The 17,336-nt window shown below is 65.3% G+C and carries 15 protein-coding genes; all 15 read right to left on the bottom strand.

Features of this window, described 5'->3' with window-relative positions:
• Positions 1-17 precede the first annotated feature (17 nt).
• Positions 18-755, bottom strand: coding sequence for a P-type conjugative transfer protein TrbJ (gene trbJ / locus EPO50_RS30880; protein WP_296350863.1), 738 nt, complete (start codon positions 753-755; stop codon positions 18-20).
• Entirely contained in the window at positions 752-3,190 is a 2,439-nt protein-coding gene (gene trbE, locus EPO50_RS30875) for a conjugal transfer protein TrbE (RefSeq protein WP_296350861.1), read from the bottom strand. The genes trbJ and trbE overlap by 4 nt, the downstream gene beginning before the upstream one ends.
• Positions 3,191-3,200: 10 nt before the next feature.
• Positions 3,201-3,464, bottom strand: a complete 264-nt coding sequence (locus EPO50_RS30870; RefSeq protein WP_296350857.1) for a VirB3 family type IV secretion system protein — start codon at positions 3,462-3,464, stop codon at positions 3,201-3,203.
• Positions 3,464-3,790 carry a TrbC/VirB2 family protein gene (locus tag EPO50_RS30865; RefSeq protein ID WP_296350855.1) on the bottom strand — a complete coding sequence of 109 codons (327 nt, stop codon included), beginning with the start codon at positions 3,788-3,790 and terminating at the stop codon, positions 3,464-3,466. The genes EPO50_RS30870 and EPO50_RS30865 overlap by 1 nt, the downstream gene beginning before the upstream one ends.
• Positions 3,787-4,755: a P-type conjugative transfer ATPase TrbB gene (gene trbB, locus EPO50_RS30860; protein ID WP_296350852.1), complete on the bottom strand. Its 969-nt coding sequence runs from the start codon at positions 4,753-4,755 to the stop codon at positions 3,787-3,789. Before trbB ends, EPO50_RS30865 begins: the two co-directional genes overlap by 4 nt.
• 140 nt (positions 4,756-4,895) lie before the next feature.
• On the bottom strand, positions 4,896-5,336 hold the full coding sequence (locus tag EPO50_RS30855) for a CopG family transcriptional regulator (protein ID WP_296350850.1): 441 nt from the start codon (positions 5,334-5,336) through the stop codon (positions 4,896-4,898).
• 8 nt (positions 5,337-5,344) lie between these two features.
• Positions 5,345-7,342, bottom strand: a complete 1,998-nt coding sequence (locus EPO50_RS30850; RefSeq protein WP_296350847.1) for a conjugal transfer protein TraG — start codon at positions 7,340-7,342, stop codon at positions 5,345-5,347.
• A gap of 483 nt (positions 7,343-7,825) precedes the next feature.
• The gene (locus EPO50_RS30845) at positions 7,826-8,506 is read right to left on the bottom strand and encodes a TetR/AcrR family transcriptional regulator (RefSeq protein WP_296350844.1); all 681 of its coding nucleotides are present in this window, start codon (positions 8,504-8,506) and stop codon (positions 7,826-7,828) included.
• Between the two features lie 75 nt (positions 8,507-8,581).
• Complete coding sequence (locus tag EPO50_RS30840; RefSeq protein ID WP_296350841.1) at positions 8,582-9,568, bottom strand: aldo/keto reductase; 987 nt, start codon at positions 9,566-9,568, stop codon at positions 8,582-8,584.
• A 43-nt stretch (positions 9,569-9,611) separates the two neighbouring features.
• On the bottom strand, positions 9,612-11,159 hold the full coding sequence (locus tag EPO50_RS30835; protein WP_296350839.1) for an AMP-binding protein: 1,548 nt from the start codon (positions 11,157-11,159) through the stop codon (positions 9,612-9,614).
• 1 nt (position 11,160) lies between these two features.
• On the bottom strand, positions 11,161-12,399 hold the full coding sequence (locus EPO50_RS30830) for a thiolase family protein (protein WP_296350837.1): 1,239 nt from the start codon (positions 12,397-12,399) through the stop codon (positions 11,161-11,163).
• Positions 12,400-12,420: 21 nt separating this feature from the next.
• On the bottom strand, positions 12,421-13,128 hold the full coding sequence (locus EPO50_RS30825; RefSeq protein ID WP_296350835.1) for an ABC transporter ATP-binding protein: 708 nt from the start codon (positions 13,126-13,128) through the stop codon (positions 12,421-12,423).
• Positions 13,125-14,903 (bottom strand): branched-chain amino acid ABC transporter ATP-binding protein/permease, encoded by a 1,779-nt coding sequence (locus tag EPO50_RS30820; protein ID WP_296350832.1) that lies wholly within the window; start codon positions 14,901-14,903, stop codon positions 13,125-13,127. The genes EPO50_RS30825 and EPO50_RS30820 overlap by 4 nt, the downstream gene beginning before the upstream one ends.
• An 11-nt stretch (positions 14,904-14,914) precedes the next feature.
• The gene (locus EPO50_RS30815) at positions 14,915-15,814 is read right to left on the bottom strand and encodes a branched-chain amino acid ABC transporter permease (RefSeq protein ID WP_296350830.1); all 900 of its coding nucleotides are present in this window, start codon (positions 15,812-15,814) and stop codon (positions 14,915-14,917) included.
• 50 nt (positions 15,815-15,864) lie between these two features.
• Positions 15,865-16,995: an ABC transporter substrate-binding protein gene (locus EPO50_RS30810; protein WP_296350828.1), complete on the bottom strand. Its 1,131-nt coding sequence runs from the start codon at positions 16,993-16,995 to the stop codon at positions 15,865-15,867.
• Positions 16,996-17,336: the final 341 nt, after the last annotated feature.

Here is a 17,336-nt window from a genome sequence, read left to right as displayed (position 1 = left end):
CCCACGGGAGGGCGGGCTCACTCATGGAACATGCGGACGGTCGAAGGCTGATAGCCTTGGTTGGGCGTGAGGAAGCGCCGGAGTTGCTCCCGCGCCTGATCCTGCGCGGCGACCCGCGCGGCCGCTTCGAGGCTCTGGGCCCGACCTTGCGCGGCGACGGCCGCCGTCAGGTCGGCGAGCTGCTGCGTTTGGAGCGCAAGAAGCTGATTGCCGGCCTGGGCCGCCTCCAACGCCCCGGCTGCGCCCTGGCTCGCGCCCACGAGCGCGGACATCTCGGCGCGATTGGTGTCGAGATTGCCGACCACCGTCGCCTGGATGCGCAGGGCGTCCTGCAGGCCCGCCACCGAGTTGTGCCAGCGCGCCTGCGCATTGGCGATCAGCGCGTAATCCGACTGGTTCGCTGACGCCGGCGCATAGGTCGTCGAGAACGCCTGATCGATCTGCTGGACGTCATAGGCGATGTTCTGCGCCTGGCCGAGCAGTTGCCGGGTCCGTCCGATGGACTGCTGCAGCTGCTGCAGCGAGGAGTACGGCAGGCTCGTGAGATGACGCGCCTGGTTGATCAGCATCTGGGCTTCGTTCTGCAGCGACAGGATCTGGTTGTTGACCTGCTGCAGGGTACGTGCGGCCGTGAGCAGGTTTTGCGAATAGTTGCTGGGATCGAAGACCGTCATCTGAGCGGCAGCCGGCAGCGCACTGCTCGCGATGACGACGGTGGTCGCAATCAGCACACCGAAACGACGGACAGAAATCATGACGATTCTCCTGTGTTGAGGTCGGGGATGAGGCCTGCGGCCCAGGCAGCGCCGCGGGCTGGAAGCCAGCCGGCGAGGAAGCCCTCGCGACCGTGCTCGGCGAGAATGCGTTCGATCAGGGCCTGATCGGACTTCGACGAGGCCGCCGTCAAGGCGAGCGCTACCTCGCCGAGGCCGAGCTCGAACAGGCGGTTGCCGCGGCGGGACTGGCAGTAGTAGTCACGCTTGGGCGTCGCTCGTGCGAGGATCTCGATCTGCCGGTCGTTGAGACCGAAGCGGCGATAGATGGCGGTGATCTGCGGCTCGATCGCCCGCTCGTTCGGCAGGAAGAGACGGGTCGGGCAGCTCTCGATGATGGCCGGCGCGACGGCGGAGCCATCGATGTCCGACAGCGACTGCGTGGCGAAGACGACCGACGCGTTCTTCTTGCGCAAGGTTTTCAGCCATTCGCGGAGCTGGCCGGCGAAGCCCTCGTCGTCGAGGGCAAGCCAGCCTTCGTCGACGATGAGGAGAGTCGGCCGCCCGTCGAGCCGGGCTTCGATGCGATGAAAGAGATAAGCGAGGACTGCGGAGGCCGCCCCAGTGCCGATCAGGCCTTCCGTCTCGAATACCTGGACGGCGCCGTCGCCCAGCCGTTCGGCCTCGGCGTCGAGCAGGCGCCCAAAGGAGCCGCCCAGGCAATACGGCTGCATCGCCCGCTTGAGCGCCGTCGACTGCAGCAGCACCGAGAAGCCTGTCAGCGTGCGCTCACCGAGCGGAGCCGAGGCCAGCGAACCCAGCGCCGACCAGAGATGATCCTTCACCTCAGGGGTGATGGCGATCTTCTCGCGCGCCAGGAGAGCCGAGATCCACTCCGCTGCCCAGCCGCGTTCGGCGATGTCGTCGATGAGCGCGAGCGGCTGGAGGGCGACGGGCGCGTCGGCATCTTCGGTGAGCGCGCCACCCAGATCGTGCCAATCACCGCCCATGGCGAGCGCAGCCGCGCGGATCGAGCCGCCGAAGTCGAAGGCGAAGACCTGTGCCTTGGCATAGCGTCGAAACTGCAACGCCATCAGCGCCAGCAGCACGGACTTGCCGGCGCCGGTCGGGCCGACCACGAGTGTGTGGCCGACATCCCCCACATGAAGGGAAAAGCGGAATGGCGTCGCACCCTCGGTCCGGCCGAAGAAAAGCGGCGGCCCTTCCAGATGCTCGTCCCGCGCCGGCCCCGCCCAGACCGCGGAGAGCGGGATCATGTGTGCGAGATTGAGCGTCGAGACCGGTGGCTGGCGCACATTGGCGTAGACGTGTCCCGGCAGGGAGCCGAACCAGGCGTCGACGGCATTGACCGTCTCCACCATGCAGGTGAAGTCGCGACCCTGGATCACCTTCTCGACGAGGCGCAGCCTCTCGTCGGCGGTGCGTGGGTCTTCATCCCATACCGTGACCGTCACCGTGCAATAGGCCGCGCCGACCGCGTCGGAGCCCAGCTCCTGGAGGGCGGCATCGGCGTCGATCGCTTTGTTGTGAGCGTCCGTATCGAGGAGCGTCGACGCCTCGTTGGTCATCACCTCCTTGAGGATGGCGGCGATCGACTTCCTCTTGGCGAACCACTGCCGGCGGATCCGGGTCAGGAGCCTGGTCGCGTCGGTCTTGTCGAGCATGATGGCCCGGGTGGACCAGCGATAGGCAAAGGCCAGCCGGTTCAGTTCGTCCAGAATCCCCGGTGTGGTCGCCGCCGGAAAGCCCACGATCGTGAGCACCCGCAGATGCGTGTCCCCAAGCTTCGGCTCGAGGCCGCCTGCCAGCGGCTGATCCGCCAGCAGGGCATCGAGATACATGGGGACCTCCGGCACGCGCACGCGCTGGCGGCGGGTCGAGATGCAGGAATGGAGATAGGTCAGGGTCTCGGCATCGTCGAGCCAGCGGCTCTCGGGCATAAAACCTTCGAGGGGTTTCAGGACACGATCCGTCCGATCGATGAAGCTCGCCAGGATCTCGTGCGCGTCGGCACCTTCGGTGCGCGACCGGCCTTCGTACAGGAAGCGCTCGGCGCCGGCGGACTCCCAGGCCGGCGGCAGATAGAGGAAGGTGAGGAAGTAGGCCGACTCATAGTGAGCCCCCTCCTCCTCGAACGCCGCCTTGCGCTCGGCATCGACCAGCGCGGAGGCCGCCTCCGGAAAACTGTTCGCCGGATAGGTGCTGGACGGCAGCCGCTGCGCTTCGACAAAAATCGCCCAGCCGGAGCCAAGCCGGCGCAGCGCATTGTTGAGACGCCCGGCGACACCGACGAGTTCGGAGGGAACAGCTGAGTCGAGATCGGGTCCCCGGAAATGCGCCGTCCGCTGGAAGGATCCGTCCTTGTTGAGGACGAGCCCCGAGGCAACGAGCGCCGCCCACGGCAGGAAGTCGGCGAGACGCGTGGCCGAGTTGCGGTATTCCGCGAGGTTCATCATGCGATGGCCCTCACACGCCGAGCCGACCGGGGATGCGCAGATGGCGGCGCACCACGTCAACGAAGAGCGGGTCGCGCTTAGCCGCCCAGACGGCCAAACCGTGGCCGATGAGCCAGAGCAGCAGACCCGCGATCCAAAGGCGCAGGCCAAGGCTGACGGCAGCCGCCAGCGTGCCGTTGAGGATCGCGACCGCTCGCGGCGCGCCGCCCAGCAGGATCGGCTCGGTCAAGGCGCGGTGCAGCGGCACGACGAAGCCGGGGACGGATTCGATCATCAGACGAGGACCCCGCCACCGAAGGAGAAGAACGACAGGAAGAAGCTCGAGGCGGCAAAGGCGATCGAGATGCCGAACACGATCTGGATCAGGCGCCTAAAACCGCCGGAGGTGTCGCCGAAGGCCAGGGTGAGGCCCGTGACAATGATGATGATCACGGCAACGATCTTGGCCACCGGGCCTTCAACCGATTGCAGGACCTGCTGCAGTGGCTGCTCCCACGGCATACTGGAACCCGCCGCGTAGGCCGCCGACGAGAAGGCCAGCGGTATCGGTGTCAGAATGGCGGTCGCCGTGACGGCGCGCCGTATCGCGAAGCGGATCATTGACGTTCTCCTGCGGGTGAGAGTGCGTAGTCCGAGTCGGCGCCGAGACCTTTTACGTCGGCGAGCTCGGTCAGCCGGCGCGCGACACCGCGGCCCGACAACACGGCGATCAGGTCGATCGTCTCGGCTATCAGGGCGCGCGGCACGGTGACGACGGCTTCCTGGATGAGCTGTTCTAAGCGCCGCAGCGCACCGATGGCCGTGCCGGCATGGACGGTGCCGATGCCACCCGGATGACCGGTGCCCCAGGCTTTTAGGAGATCGAGGGCTTCGGCGCCTCGTACCTCGCCGATCGGGATGCGATCGGGCCGCAGCCGGAGCGACGAGCGCACCAGATCGGACAACGACGCCACGCCGTCCTTCGTGCGCAACGCGACCAGGTTGGCGGCACGGCACTGCAGCTCGCGCGTATCCTCGATCAGCACCACCCGATCCGAGGTCTTGGCGACCTCGGCCAGGAGCGCGTTGGCAAGCGTCGTCTTGCCGGTCGAGGTTCCGCCGGCCACGAGGATGTTGCGGCGTTCGGCAACGGCCTGCCGGAGCACCTCGGCCTGGCCAACCGTCATGATGCCCGTCGCGGCGTAGTCCTCGAGGGTGAAGACGGCGACCGCCGGCTTGCGGATCGCGAAGGTGGGTGCGACGACGACGGGCGGCAGCAATCCCTCGAAGCGCTCTCCCGTCTCGGGCAGCTCCGCTGACACGCGCGGGCTGCCCGGATGGACCTCGGCACCGACATGATGGGCCACGAGCCGCACGATGCGCTCGCCCTCGGCGGCGGCGAGGCGCTCCTCCGTCTCGACCAGCCCACTCGACAGCCGGTCGATCCAGAGCCGTCCGTCCGGGTTCAGCATCACCTCGACGACAGACGGATCCTCGAGCCACGCGGCGATGGCGGGACCCAAGGCGGTGCGCAGCATGCGCGCGCCGCGGGAGATCACCTCAGCCTGGAAGGAATGGACCGTCATCGTCACCCCGATTGCAGGACCGTCCGAGCAGCGGTCGTGGAATGGGATCGATTAGAAAGAGCAGGACACGGGGTGACGCAACAAGGCCGAGGAGGTCGTAGTGCCCTGGCGTACAAAGGCAGGCGGACGGCGGTCCGGCCTCAGGACCGATGGCTTCCCTCATCCGCGGCTTCATCTACCGGCGCGAGGTCCTGGGAGATCTCGTCGGCCAGGGTCTGGCCTTTTGCCAGGCGGCGGCCGAGCGCCTCAACATACCCCTCATAGCGTTCCCGGCCCTTGGCCTGTGCGGCCGGCTGCGCGGTATCCGGCAAAGGCGGAGTCGCCGTCAGCCAGAAGCGTACAAAGAGCGCCAACGCTTCGCTGGAGATGGTGACGTGGCGCTCCAGCCGTTCGACCTGTCGGATGAGCCGGTCCAACCGGCGGCCGAGCGCTCCTTCCAGCCTTTCGGAGCCGTCCGGTGACAGGAAGGATGCGAGCGCAGTTTCCACGATGAGCGCCTGGGGCACGCGCTTGCGCAGCGCATAGTCGGCGAGCTTGATCGCCAGGTCGGGCGGCAATCGGAAAGTATGCTTTGTCCGCATCCATCGGCTCAGAGGTCGATGCCGTCGCCGGGATCCAATGCGGCCTGGCGGGCGAGACCTCGGCCAGCGGCACGCAACGCGCGAGCGCGCACGGCGTCCTCGTCGGGCTCATCCTCGCCAAACTCAAACTCCGGTGAGGGCTTCGCTGGCTCGGGTGCGATGTCTTCATGCTCGGCGAGCTCCGGCTCTCGGCGGATTCCGCCGTTAGCGGGATCATCGACGGGATGCACCGCATGGAAGCCTGCCACTCCCTCGCTCCCGCCCCGGCTCGTCGGAGCGGGCGTGCCGCTCCAGTCATCTCCCGCCGTGCTGGTTACCTTCGGCCTTTCCGGCTTCGGTACCGGAAACAGACGCTCCGTCAGCCGCCGGTCCTCGTAATACCGTGCCTTCCTGGCCCGGATCGGCGGGCAGCCGGAGACCATCACCAATTCGTCGGTGGCCGGCAGTTGCATGACTTCGCCAGGCGTCAGCAGCGGTCGCGCCGTCTCCTGCCGCGAGACCATGAGATGGCCGAGCCAGGGGCTCAGCCTATGGCCGGCATAGTTCCTCGCATCGCGAATCTCGGTCGCGGTGCCGAGCGCATCCGAGACGCGCTTGGCGGTGCGCTCGTCGTTCGTGGCGAAGGAGACGCGCACATGGCAGTTGTCGAGAATGGCATTGTTCGGCCCATAGGCCTTCTCGATCTGGTTGAGTGACTGGGCGATGAGGAAGCTCTTCAGCCCGTATCCGGCCATGAAGGCGAGCGCGGATTCGAAGAAGTCGAGGCGACCCAATGCGGGGAACTCGTCGAGCATGAGCAGCAGCCTGTGGCGCCGGCCCTTGGCATGGAGTTCCTCGGTCAGCCGGCGGCCGATCTGGTTCAGCACGAGCCGCACCAGTGGTTTGGTCCGACTGATGTCGGAGGGCGGCACGACGAGGTAAAGGGTTGTCGGCCGTTCGTCCTCGACGAGATCGCGGATGCGCCAATCGCAGCGGCGGGTCACCTGGGCCACCACTGGATCCCGGTACAGGCCGAGGAACGACATGGCGGTCGAGAGCACGCCCGAGCGTTCGTTCTCGCTCTTGTTCAGCAGTTCCCGGGCGGCCGACGCGATCACCGGATGAACACCCGCCTCGCCGAGGTGCGGCATCGTCATCATCGCCCGGAGGGTCGTCTCCATCGGCCGCTTCGGATCGGACAGGAAGGCCGCGACGCCGGCCAGCGTCTTGTTCGGCTCGGCATACAGGACATGCAGGATCGCGCCGACCAGCAGGGCATGACTGGTCTTCTCCCAATGGTTCCGTCGCTCCAATGCGCCTTCGGGATCGACCAGGACGTCGGCGATATTCTGGACGTCGCGCACTTCCCATTCTCCGCGGCGAACTTCCAGCAGCGGATTGTAAGCCGCCGATTCCGCATTGGTCGGGTCGAACAGCAGCACGCGCCCATGCCGTGACCGAAAGCCCGAGGTCAGCTCCCAGTTCTCGCCCTTGATGTCGTGTACGATCGAGCTGCCCGGCCAGGTCAGCAAGGTCGGCACGACCAGGCCGACGCCCTTTCCGCTTCGCGTCGGGGCAAAGCACAGGACGTGCTCAGGCCCGTCATGGCGCAGGTAGTCGGCCCCCAGCTTTCCGAGGACGACCCCATCGAGACCCAATAGCCCCGCATTGCGTGCCTCGCGCATCGTCGCCCAGCGCGCCGAGCCATAGGTGGCCACGTTCTTGGCTTCGCGGGCCCGCCAGACCGACATGCCGATCGCCACCGCGATCGAGATCAATCCTCCCGAGGCCGCGATGCAGGCGCCTTCGACGAAGATGGAGGGCGCATAGGCGTCATAGGCGTACCACCACCAGAAGAAGGCCGGTGGGAGGTAGACCGGAACGCCGGCGAACTCGAACCAGGGCGGCCCGAGCTGCGGCTGATAGCCTAGTCGCCAACCCGTCCATTGCGTCGCCCCCCACAGGGTGACGAGCACGATGGCGAATACGAGGGTGATCTGTCCCCAGAGGATCTTGGTCGCGGACATGGCAACGAAAGATCAGGCCGTCATTCTTCGTCAGTACAAGAGCAGGATCATGCGGAGCGCCCACGCGGCGGGCCTGGCGTGCAATTCGGAGGGGTGAGAGGTAATCCCCCGCACGCGCAATCTTTTTTACGGCCCCATCGTGCCGTTGGGGCCGCTTAGTTGCGGTGATCGGCCCGGCACACCCGCTTCGGCGTTGAGGATCGTCGCGGTCCGCAATTGCGTCGCTCGGATGCCAGAGCGCCCATAGCCCTTGCATGGTGCTCAGATCACAGCAGCGGACAATGCTCTATTGTCCTAGTCGAGGATCGTCAGCGGAAGTCTGTGTTGGCAACCCGGTTCTTTGGCCGGATGGGCTTTTTGAGCAAGGACAGGATCGCCTTGTTGTACTGAGTTGGTTTGTCAGAGGTATTCGCCACTTTTTGTGGTGAGTGTATCAGTGGCAAGCTAGCTTCAGTTGAAGAGATGGTACGCAGTAGTGGTGATTCATATGTTGCTTCGTGCTTTCATCTTATGGTTGCGCGAGCGCGCCACGTTGACCGTAGGTGTTTCGCCGTCGGCGCGAGGGCGCATGCCGTTAAGGAAGATGTTTGCCGTTTCCTCCGCGATCTCCCGGCTGCTGAGTTCACCTCTCGGCGAATACCAGTTCGGCATCCAGTTGATGGAGCCCATCAGCGCAAGGATCATGAACTTTCTGTTGCCGTCGCTAATGCTGCCATCCGCGACGCCCTTCCGGACCATCTCCTTCAGCGCCTTGTCTATGCCATCGCGCCCGGCAACCACATCCTCCCGTTGATGAGGCAGCAGCGCGTCGATTTCAATCATCGCCCCGCCCGCGAAGTTGCTGTCCAGGTACTCGCGCACGAACTCCGTGACGAAGACGCGGAGCTGCTCGGCCCCGGTTCCGCCGCCGGCAAGGGCGCGCTCGATCGCCGCCCTGGCGATCTTCTCGGACTGCTTGAAGCAGTGATGCAGCACCTCATCCTTGCCCTTCACGTAGCGGTACAGCGCGCCCTTGGTCACTCCGAGCGCTGCTGCGATATCATCCATCGAAGTGGCATGATAGCCGCGCTTGCGGAACTCCAGGGCCGCCTGCCTCAAGAGCGCCTCGCGCTTCTGCCCGCGCAACTCGAACGGCGTCAGGACGGCATTCCCCCAGTTCGCCATTTTCCTTGCGTTCTCCTTCCGCTCCCGCGTCGACTTCACCACCGTACAAGGTGCCCGTGCCGCCCGGCCACCGCCTTACGCATTGACGCCCTTCATCCCTTCCGGCGTGTAGCGCTCGCCGCTGATCGCTTCGGGACGGAAAGCACCGTCGAGAAGCCCGAGGTCGTCGGTATCCAGCAAGATCTCGGCGCTACCGACATTCTCCGCCAGATAACTCTGCCGCCGTGTACCGGGAATGGGAATGATATCCTTGCCCTGTGCAAGCAGCCACGCCAGGGCGACTTGGCCGGTCTTGCAGCCATGCCGGTCGGCGACGCCGCTCACCGCCTCCAAGAGGCGTGCGTTGCAGACGATGTTCTCGGCCTGGAAACGCGGGTTGGACCGCCGGAAATCGTTGTCGGCCAACCCTTCCGTACTGGTGATCCGGCCGGTCAGGAAGCCCCTGCCGAGAGGGCTGTAGGCGACGAAGGCGACATTCCTTACCCGGCAGGCAGGCAGGATCTCCGCCTCCGGATCGCGCGTCCACAGCGAGTACTCGCTCTGCACCGCCGGGACCGGATGAACCGCGTGGGCGCGCGCCAGCGTCTTCGCCGAGACCTCGCAGAGACCGATGCTCCGGATCTTGCCCGCCTTCACGAGGTCGGCCAGCGCGCCGACCGACTCCTCGATGGCGACATCGGCGCTCAGTCGATGAAGGTAGTAGAGATCGATCGTATCGGTGCCGAGCCTCTTCAGCGATGCCTCGCAGGCCGACCTGATGTAGGCGGGGGACGTGTCGATACGACGTTCGTACTTCCCCTTTTCCCTCACGATGCCGCATTTCGTCGCCACGACCACGCGATCCCGCTTGCCCCGGATGAATCGGCCCAGCAATTCCTCGTTGTGGCCCACGCCATATGTATCGGCCGAGTCGTACAGCGTCACGCCCGACGCCAACGCGAATTCGAGCGTAGCCAGGGAGACCGAGTCTTCGCTGGGACCGTAGAATTCCGACATCCCCATGCATCCGAGCCCGACGGCCGAAACCTCGATCCCGCTGCTTCCAAGTACGCGCTTGTGCATTACGTCCTCCTGCTCGGGCTATCGCCAGCCGCCTGGCTGCGATCTAATAGGCCTGCTGTCCGGCCAGCTTGAGGCGAAGCTCCGTCTTCAGAACCTTGCCGTAGTTGTTCTTCGGCAGCTCCTCGACGAAGAAGTAGGCCTTGGGTCTCTTGAAGCGCGCGATGTTCTGCAGACAGAGCGCGTCGAGCTCCTCGCCGCGGATCGCCTGTCCACCATGCGCGACCACGAAGGCGACGACCTCCTCGCCCCAGTCTTCGTGCCGCCGCCCGACGACCGACACTTCCAGTACGCGGCGGTCGGTCAGCAGGACCTCCTCGATCTCGCGCGGATAGATGTTGGTCCCGCCGCTGATGATCATGTCCTTCGATCGATCCTTGAGCGTGAGGAATCCATCCTCGTCGAAGCAGCCGATGTCGCCCGTATGCAGCCAGCCGCCCCGCAGCGTGCTCGCCGTCGCTTCCGGATCGTTCCAGTATCCGCGCATCGAAACGTCGCTACGGAAGAGCACCTCGCCCAGCTCGCCGACAGACACGTCGCGATCACCATCATCGACGACGCGAACGTCGACGCCGGTTCTCGGCACGCCGGTGCTGGCGAGGCGCTGCTCGAAGCGCGGGTGCGCGGAATCAGCGTGGAATGCCTTGCTGAGGCCAGTGCCGGTCATGGGCGACTCCCCCTGACCGAATATCTGGTAGAAGCGCGGCCCGAAGGTCGCCAGCGCACGCTTCATATCCTCCAGGTACATCGGAGCGCCGCCAGAGTAGATGGTCTTGATGGCATCGACCGGTGCCGTCCCCGCCCGGCGATGGCCGGTCAGACGAGTCAACATCGTCGGCGCCGCGAAGAAAGTGACGTTCTTGTAGATCTCCAGCAGATCGAAGATCTCCGCCGCATCGAAGCCGCGGCTATCCGGAATGACCTGATGCGAGGCCTTGAAAAGGTGCGGCAGGCCGTAGAGGCCGCCGCCATGCGACAGAGGCGCTGCGTGAAGATAGCAATCGGCCTCGGACACCGGATCGATGTCGGCATAGTAGCGCAATGCCATGCCTAGAAGGTTGCGATGCGACAGCGTCGCTCCCTTCGGGCGTCCCGTCGTGCCGCTCGTGTAGAAAATCCACGCCGGTTCGTCGATCAGCGTCGCCTGCAGCGGCAGGCTCTCGCCGCGGAGCAGCGATTCGTATTCGCCCTCCTCGACGCAGATGACCTGCCGCAGTCCTTCGACCTCGTCTTGCAGCGCTGAAACGGTTTCCGCCAGATCGTCCGTGACGAAGCAGACCCGGGCGCCGCTGTTCTGCAGGATGTAGGCGAATTCACGCTGATGGAGCTTTGCGTTGATGGGCACCGCGCACAGTCCGCCGTGCCAGCACGCCAGCAGGATCTCCAGGTACTGCGGGGCGTTCTTCATCGCGAGGCCCACGCGATCGCCCGCCTGCAGGCCCAACCTTTTGCGCAAGGCTCCCGCGAGGCAGGCGACCCGTTCGGCGAGCGCCGCATAGTTGCAGAACGGCTCGGTGCCCACGGACACCGCCGGACGGTGCCCGTGGATCCGGGCGAGTTGCGGCAGGAAGCCGGCAATGTTCGCGGCGAGCATGTCAGTTCCCGAGTATGGTCATGCAGACCAGCGCCTCTTCGCAGCGGTAGAATCCGCCGCCGTTCTCGGCGATGGCGAACCGTGCGCCCTCGACCTGGCGCGGGCCTGCCTCCCGGCGCAGCTGGGTGACGAGTTCGTGGACCTGGCCGATGCCCGTGGCGCCGATCGGATGTCCCTTCGACTCCAGCCCGCCCGACGTGTTGATCGGAATGCGCCCGCCCAGCCGGGTCTCGCCGCGTTCCGCGATCCATCCGCCCTGACCGTACTCGCAGAAGCCCAGATTCTCGGACTGTTGGATCTCGGCGAAGGCGCTGGCGTCGTGCACCTCGGCGACCGACATCTCCTCCGGCCCCAGGCCCGCCATTTCGTAGGCACGCAACGCAGCGAGGTGGCCGATCTGCCGCTCCAGCGCCTCCGGATCCCGGTTCGTGCCTCCCGCAAGGACCGAGGCCCGGATCCTGATGGCGCGTCTTCGATCCAGACCGAGCCGGTCGATACCCTCATCCGTTGCCAGGACCGCCGCGGCGGCACCGTCGCTGATGGGCGCACACATCGGGATGGTCAGCGGCCACGAGATCATCCGCGCCGCCAGGACCTCCTCGATGGACATGTCCTGCTGGTATTGCGCCAGCGGGTTCATTGTCGAATGCCAGTGGTTTTTTGCGGAGACGGCCGCCAGGTGGCGCTCCGTCGTACCGAAGCGCTTCATGTGGTACTTGCTGAGCGAGGCATAGACATCCATGAACAGGCTTCGGGTATTGGGCCCGTGCCCGCGGCCGAGCGGCGGTTCGACGCCCACTCCGAGCTTGGCCAGTATGGCGGCCGTTTCGTTGGCCGTGGTCACGTCCCATGCGCCGTCGAACACCGAAAAGCCCTTCTGCTTGTCGCTGGTCGACATCTTGTCGACGCCGACTGCAAGGGTGATGTCGGACATCCCGGCGCGAAGATTGGTGAATGCCAGGTGGAACGCCGTGGTGGCGCTCGCACAGGCATTCTCGACGTTGCTGACCGGAGTCTCCTCGAAGCCGATCTCGCGCAGCGCGATCTGGCCTCTGACCATGTGCTGGCCTTCGATGTAGCCCTGCGACGTGTTGGCGAAGAATGCCGCTCCGACGTCCTTCTGGGTGATCCCCGCGTCGCGCAGCGCCTCGAGCGTCGCTTCCCCCGTCAGGTCCTTCACCGACTTGTCGAGATACCTTCCGAACTTCGTCATTCCGACGCCGACGACGTAGACATCCATAGCCATTGCCAAACCTCTTCCTCAGCTGAGATAGGATTGAACGAGCATGCGATCGGCCAGCAGGTCGCGGGCGGCGCCCGACATTGCAACGCGGCCGTTCTTCATCACGTATCCGAAATCGGCGATGCCCAGCGCGAGCATGGCGGCCTGCTCGACCAGCAGGACTGTCGTCCCGCCATCGCGCAGGGCCTGCAGGGTCTCCATGATCAGAGCGACGATGCGCGGCGCGAGGCCGAGCGACGGCTCGTCCAGCATCAGGGCCTTCGGCTTCATCATCAGGGCCCGCGAGATGGCCAGCATCTGCTGCTCTCCGCCGGACAGAGAGCTGCCCGCCACGTGGCGCCGCTCGGAGAGGACCGGGAAGCGCTGGTACTCGAGCGCGAGCCTCTGTGCGATCACCGCGGCCGACAGCGATCGCACATGCCGGGCGCCGATGAGAAGATTGTCCTCGACCGTGAGGTTGGGCACGATCTGGCGCCCTTGCGGCACGTGGACAAGTCCAAGCTCGGCGACCCGCTGGGGCTGCAGGGCTGCAAGATCGTGCCCCTCGAACCGGACGCTGCCGGCCGCGACGGGCAGCAACCTCGAGATGGTTCGCAGCAGGGTCGTCTTTCCCGCGCCGTTTGCCCCGACGATGCTGACCAGTTTCCCGGCGGGCACGCCGAGAGTTATATTCGAGAGGATCTGCAGCTTGCCGATCCGTGTCGCGACGCCGCTGATCTCGATCATGCGCGCGCCTCCGCCGCAACCGGCTCGCCATCGATCGCTGCCGCGCCGAGATAGGCGCTGATCACGGCGGCGTCGTTCTGGATTTCGGCCGGCGTCCCCTCTCCGATGATCCGCCCGTAGTTGAGCACCGTGACCCGATCGCTGATGCCCATCACGAACGGCATGTTGTGCTCGACCAGCACCACCGTCATCCCACGCTGCCGGAGCTGGCGGATCGCCTTGGCGACCTCCTTGGCCTCCTCCTCGTTGAGGCCGGCGATGGGCTCGTCGAGCAGCATGAGCACGGGCTGCTGCGCAACGGCTCGCGCCATCTCGACGAGCTTCCTGTGGCCGTAGGACAGATCGCCGACCCTGGCCTTCGCGAACTTTTCGACCCCGAAGAAGGCCAGGATGCCAAGCGCAATCGCCCGCTGCTGCGCCTCCAGCCTGCCGCTCATCAGCCAGTCCAGGAAACCGGCCATCATGCCCTTGTGCCTGTGCAGACCGAGCATCACGTTCTCGAGGACAGGAATCCCGCTGATCAACTGGAGATTCTGGAACGTGCGCGCCATGCCCATGCGTGCCCGCATGTGTGCGGGGCTTCGGCTGACGTCCTGGCCGAACAGCCGGATCGTCCCGCGTTCTGCCAAATAGAGTCCGCTGATCACGTTGATCAGCGTGCTCTTGCCGGCGCCATTCGGCCCGATCAGCGCGTGGATGGTTCCCGTCCGGACCAGCAGGCTGGCATCGTCGACCGCCTTGACGCCGGCATACGACTTGACCACGCCCTCCAGCCCGAGCGCGAACTCAGCATCGATGCCCCGCCGGTTGAACGGCTCGATTGTGGCGGCGCTTCCCTGTTCCTCGCGCGGCTGACGGACAAACCGGCGCCCCGTCGCTTCCAGCAATCCGGAAATGCCGGTCGGGAAGAACAGCATGACGCCGAGGAAGATCACGCCGAAGATCAAGTACGACACCTCGTAGAGGCTGGCCGTCGCCTGATTAAGGACGACGATGAACGCGGCCCCGAGCACTGCGGCATAGGGGCGCCCGAGACCTCCGACCACCACGACGATCAGGAACTGGATGCTACGGTCCAGACCGAAGGCGTCGCTGCTGATGTAACCAGACTGGTGGACGAAGAAGATGCCGGACAGGGAGGCGAGAACGGCAGCGAACGTGAAGGTCGCGGCGCGCCACAGCGGAGCGTGAATGCCGATCGTCGCAGCGAACTTCTCGCTCTCCTTGACGGCCAGCAGCCGGCGCCCCCATTCGGACTGGATGATGTAGTCGCTGAACATCTGGCACAGCACCAGGGCCGCGCCGACGGTCCAGAAGAAGTAGGTCGGCCCGTCCGCGACGCTGCCGTAGTTCAACCGCGGGACACCGATGAGCCCCATGGAGCCGCCGGTCAGGTCGACCCAGCGCTGGACCAGGATCTCGACGATGAATCCAAAGGCCAGCGTCGCCATCGCCAGGTAGTGCGTTCGCGTGCGCAGCGCCACCAGGCTCATGATGCCGCCGACCAGCAGCCCCGCCACCAGGCCGCAGGCCGCGCTCAACGCCAGTGGAATGCCGTATTTCATGGCAAGGATCGCCGAGGTGTAGCCGCCGACCGCGTAGAAACCGGCCTGTCCGATCGAGAGCTGGCCGGACAGGCCGATCAGGATGTTGAGGCCGATAGCAGCAATGGCGAGATAGGCGATGTCGGACGCGAGCAGGAGATAGAACTGGTTCGGTGCCACCATCGGCAGGATGGCGACCAGCGCCGCCGCAAACAGATATCGGATGCGCATGGGCCCCTCGCCTATCTCAGGTCCATGCGGCCTTCGCCGAACAGGCCGGAAGGCCGCGCGACGAGGAAGCCGAGGACCATGAGGAACGGGTAGAGATCGCCCAGGCTCGAATCGAAGTAGTTGCTGAACGCCTCCACGAGCCCGAACGCGAGGCCGGCTATGAGGATCCCGACGGGATTGACGAAGCCGCCGATGCACACGACGGCAAACCCCTTCAGCACGTACAGCAGGCCCATGTGCGCCTGGGCGCTGACGATCGGCCCGACCAGGATGCCGCATATGGCTGCCAGCACGGCCATGATGACGTAGGACAGCATGATGGTCTTTTTGACGTCGATCGCCAGCAGCGAGGCGGTGTCCTTGTCGAAGGCCACGGCGGATATGGCATTGCCCCAGCGCGTCCTGAACAGGATCCAGAGCAGGACGGCGACGACCACGAGACAGGAACCGGCGACCAGTATCTCCTCGAGGAAGACGCCGGCGCCCAGGATCTCGACGATCTGCTTGTCGCCCTTCCCGAACAAGGGCGGCGAGTAGAACTTCGACTTGCCCCAGACGAGAGTGACGATGTTCTGCAGGATCATGCCGACGCCCATCGTCGTGAGAACCCAGCCCAGGCTGTCGGCACCGCCGGCGCCGCCCTGGCCGAGCGGGCGCACGGCGACGCGCTCGAGAACCGCACCAAGTCCGGCCAGCCCGACGAGCGTGAGCGCAATCCCCAGGATCGCCGGCATCCCCGCCAGAGCGAGCGCCATCGAGACGAAGGTGGCGACCATCAGGAAGTCGCCCTGGCCGAAATTCAGCGCCCGGCTGGTAAGGAAGGTGATGAACAGCCCCATGCCCATCAGGGTGTAGACGCTGCCCATGGCCAGGCCGCTCACCACGACCTGGACGAGATCAATGGACTGCATGATGGGTTACCTCCGATCGTCGGATGGGCCAGTCGGCTGGCGGCACCGGGTCATTGCGCCAGCTTGATCACGCGTCCGTCGCGCCACACGCCGAGGAAGACGTCGCGCCGGTCGAGGCATTCGTGGTCGGTCGCCGAGTAGGGCTTCGGCGGCGTTCCCGAGATGGCCTGGAAGTTGTCCGTCGCCTCGAGCGCATCGCGGATTCCGGCGGGATTGCTGCCTGCCTTGTCGATCGCGATCAAAACCAGCCGGGCGCCGTCGTATCCGAGCGCCGCCACGGCGGGCCAGCGATACTTGGCACCGTACGCCACCTTCATCTTCTTGTCGAAGTCGATCGCCCTCGGGTTGGAGAGGTCGATGGCCTGCCCCATCACCGTGCCCTCCATTCCCTCCTTGCCGATGATGTTCCTCATCATGTCGGAGGAAAGGCCCCAGTTTCCGGCGACCACCGGCTTGTAACCGATCTTCGACATGGCCTTGTAGGGCAGCTCGAACTGCTCGGTGAAGTTGAGGACGAGGTCGACGCCGGCGTTCTTGAGCTTCAGCATCTGCGGGCTGATCTCCGACACACCGGGCGCCACGCCCTCGATCGCCACCAGCTCCCGCCCGCGCTCGGCCAGGCCCTTCTTGATCTCGCCGGCGGCAAAGATTCCGTAGCCGGCGGTTGAGTGCACGAGGCCGATCTTCTTGAAGTTCTTCACCGCCCAATCGAGCAGCGCCTCGACCTGGTACTTCTCGACCATCGAACAGCGGAAGATGTAGCTCGGCTTCTCGTTGGCGAACTTCGCGGTGATGTCCGTCGCGATGGCCGGACCGACCATCAGGGGAACCTTCGCCTCCTGGAACAGCGGCGCAAACGCTGCCGCGTTGCCGCTCTGGACCGTGCCGATCGCGATCGGCACCTTGTCGTTCACGATCAGCCGCTGCGCGAGCTGAACGGCGCGCTGCGGGTTCGATTCGTCGTTGTAGACGATGAGCTGGATGTTGTGCTTGCCGCCGGCCGCCTTGTACTCCTTCACGGCCTCCTCGATGCCCTGAAGGTAGGACTCGCCGAAATCGACGACGACGGGGGCGCCGCTCAGTCCCTGGATCACGCCGATCTTGATGTCGTCGGCATGAGCTGGGAACGCCAAGCTTCCTATGAGCCCAATGAGCGCAATGGTGCTGCCAAGTGTCTTCATGTCTTCCTCCCTACGGTCGTCGATTCTTCTTGTTCATCGATGAGTCCGTTGCCTGGACTTACTGACAGAACCGTACGGTTTTTGTCGTAACCGATCGGTCACGATTTGGCAAGAAGAACCGCACAAGGCGGAGAAACGCTCTAATGGACTGTCCTGTGGGTCCGGAGAGGGCCGTCATGCAGTCAATCACGACGGCGGCGCAAGGGAGAGCCCGGACGGCTCGGCGAGCGGGAAGCTGTGACGCGTTTGCTGCGGCCACGTCCTCACTGAACCCGTGTTCGTTCGATCTGTTTTACTGTCTGAATCAGCGACGTTCCAAACGATAGACCACATGAGCAAGT

It is taken from the genome of Reyranella sp. (assembly GCF_004297405.1).
In the GTDB taxonomy this organism is placed as follows: Bacteria; Pseudomonadota; Alphaproteobacteria; order Reyranellales; family Reyranellaceae; genus Reyranella.
This window is presented reverse-complemented; position numbering and strand designations above follow the sequence as displayed.

What these genes read in the sequence shown, in the direction of transcription:
- EPO50_RS30845 (WP_296350844.1), bottom strand. Translation starts at nt 8,506, where the DNA reads ATGGCGAACTGGGGGAATGCCGTCCTGACGCCGTTCGAGTTGCGCGGG.
- EPO50_RS30835 (WP_296350839.1), bottom strand. Translation starts at nt 11,159, where the DNA reads ATGCTCGCCGCGAACATTGCCGGCTTCCTGCCGCAACTCGCCCGGATC.
- EPO50_RS30870 (WP_296350857.1), bottom strand. Translation starts at nt 3,464, where the DNA reads ATGATCGAATCCGTCCCCGGCTTCGTCGTGCCGCTGCACCGCGCCTTG.
- EPO50_RS30840 (WP_296350841.1), bottom strand. Translation starts at nt 9,568, where the DNA reads ATGCACAAGCGCGTACTTGGAAGCAGCGGGATCGAGGTTTCGGCCGTC.
- EPO50_RS30820 (WP_296350832.1), bottom strand. Translation starts at nt 14,903, where the DNA reads ATGCGCATCCGATATCTGTTTGCGGCGGCGCTGGTCGCCATCCTGCCG.
- EPO50_RS30810 (WP_296350828.1), bottom strand. Translation starts at nt 16,995, where the DNA reads ATGAAGACACTTGGCAGCACCATTGCGCTCATTGGGCTCATAGGAAGC.
- EPO50_RS30830 (WP_296350837.1), bottom strand. Translation starts at nt 12,399, where the DNA reads ATGGATGTCTACGTCGTCGGCGTCGGAATGACGAAGTTCGGAAGGTAT.
- trbJ (WP_296350863.1), bottom strand. Translation starts at nt 755, where the DNA reads ATGATTTCTGTCCGTCGTTTCGGTGTGCTGATTGCGACCACCGTCGTC.
- EPO50_RS30855 (WP_296350850.1), bottom strand. Translation starts at nt 5,336, where the DNA reads ATGCGGACAAAGCATACTTTCCGATTGCCGCCCGACCTGGCGATCAAG.
- trbE (WP_296350861.1), bottom strand. Translation starts at nt 3,190, where the DNA reads ATGATGAACCTCGCGGAATACCGCAACTCGGCCACGCGTCTCGCCGAC.
- EPO50_RS30825 (WP_296350835.1), bottom strand. Translation starts at nt 13,128, where the DNA reads ATGATCGAGATCAGCGGCGTCGCGACACGGATCGGCAAGCTGCAGATC.
- EPO50_RS30850 (WP_296350847.1), bottom strand. Translation starts at nt 7,342, where the DNA reads ATGTCCGCGACCAAGATCCTCTGGGGACAGATCACCCTCGTATTCGCC.
- EPO50_RS30815 (WP_296350830.1), bottom strand. Translation starts at nt 15,814, where the DNA reads ATGCAGTCCATTGATCTCGTCCAGGTCGTGGTGAGCGGCCTGGCCATG.
- EPO50_RS30865 (WP_296350855.1), bottom strand. Translation starts at nt 3,790, where the DNA reads ATGATCCGCTTCGCGATACGGCGCGCCGTCACGGCGACCGCCATTCTG.
- trbB (WP_296350852.1), bottom strand. Translation starts at nt 4,755, where the DNA reads ATGACGGTCCATTCCTTCCAGGCTGAGGTGATCTCCCGCGGCGCGCGC.